The 1146-nt window shown below is 45.4% G+C and carries 3 protein-coding genes; all 3 read right to left on the bottom strand.

Features of this window, described 5'->3' with window-relative positions; translation table 11 throughout:
* Positions 1-326: DNA adenine methylase (locus tag KQJ18_RS24085; protein ID WP_216422965.1), on the bottom strand; the 326-nt coding region annotated here is incomplete at its 3' end.
* Positions 323-619, bottom strand: a complete 297-nt coding sequence (locus KQJ18_RS24080) for a DUF3850 domain-containing protein (protein WP_151235882.1) — start codon at positions 617-619, stop codon at positions 323-325. The genes KQJ18_RS24080 and KQJ18_RS24085, both read right to left, overlap by 4 nt.
* Positions 616-1146 (bottom strand): 3'-5' exonuclease (locus KQJ18_RS24075; protein ID WP_216422964.1); only part of this gene is annotated, 531 nt, incomplete at its 5' end. The genes KQJ18_RS24080 and KQJ18_RS24075, both read right to left, overlap by 4 nt.

The following is a 1146-nucleotide window of genomic DNA, read 5'->3' as shown; positions in this document are numbered from 1 at the left end:
AAGAAATACAATGCGCGTTCAATTTCGCCACCATGGCGCAAGTTAAACTCCTGTCTCGTCTTATAATATGCCTCTGGATCATTACGGGCTTCAAAAAGATATCTGCCCTCTTTGATGAAGTATTCAACATCATTCTTAATCACCTGATAGAGATTAATCAGGTCTGGATTAATATCCGCGACAAGATAATGAGGATAGTCTGTCGCCATCATCACAGCACAGGAACCCGCGAAAGGTTCAACCAGTCGCGAGCCAGCAGGAAGGTGCTTAATCAATTCCAGCATGATCGCGGTTTTATTTCCCGCCCATTTCAGGATAGTGGTCATATAGCTCCCCCTGAAATGACATAGGAGAGAGCCTCAAGCGGCGTTAATGAGCGAATCGAAAGAATTACCCATTGCCCTTCCACTGCCACAACTTCATTAATCGGCAAAGTGTGGGTAATAACAGCGGCCCATTCCCGACCAGTATATGAACCGTGTTTCCATTCGCAGAGAGAAAGGACATCACCAACTTTGTAGCCGCGATCATCTTTGCGAAGCTCTGCCTTTTTGCTGCCAGCGACTACGGCATTAAAATACTTAGGTGCAATTTTTAACTGATGGATGCGCATAGTCATACCGCACCGCCTTGCGCTAAAGCTTTGATGACACCTAATGTCATTTTGCAATCAGCTAAAGCACGGTGTGCCTGCCCCTCGATCACAACACCTTCATGCGCGGCGGCATCAACTAACTTATGCCACTTATAACCGTGATATTTCCCCGGTTCACCACGATATTCTGCATATAGTTTCATAGCGCATACAGAATGAAAGGCGAGCATCCACGGTGCCGCATCTGAGCCGCGCCCATTTATCGCGTAAGTCTGCTTAATTAGCCGTAAATCATAATCGGCGTTATAGATAACAAACCCAAACCGCCGAAATAGTTCCTCCACAGCCCCACATATATCAGTCCAAGCAGGAGCAAAAGCCACCATTTCATTAGTAATCCCATGAATGGCTATCGCTTCATCAGGAATAGGCTTAGTTGGCTTAACAAGGGTATTAAGCATAATAAATCCATGGCTATCAATAATGCATATTTCTACTATTTCCGCATCATCTCCCAGCCCGGTGGTTTCGGTATCAATGAATAAATATCC

The organism is Citrobacter sp. S55_ASV_140, from assembly GCF_018919505.1.
In the GTDB taxonomy this organism is placed as follows: Bacteria; Pseudomonadota; Gammaproteobacteria; order Enterobacterales; family Enterobacteriaceae; genus Citrobacter; species Citrobacter werkmanii.
Note: the sequence above shows the minus strand (reverse complement) of the source record. Positions and strands in the feature narration are given on the sequence as shown.

Bases quoted from the DNA above. Each gene is read 5' to 3' on its own strand.
- KQJ18_RS24080 (WP_151235882.1), bottom strand. From the start codon at position 619: ATGACTATGCGCATCCATCAGTTAAAAATTGCACCTAAGTATTTTAAT.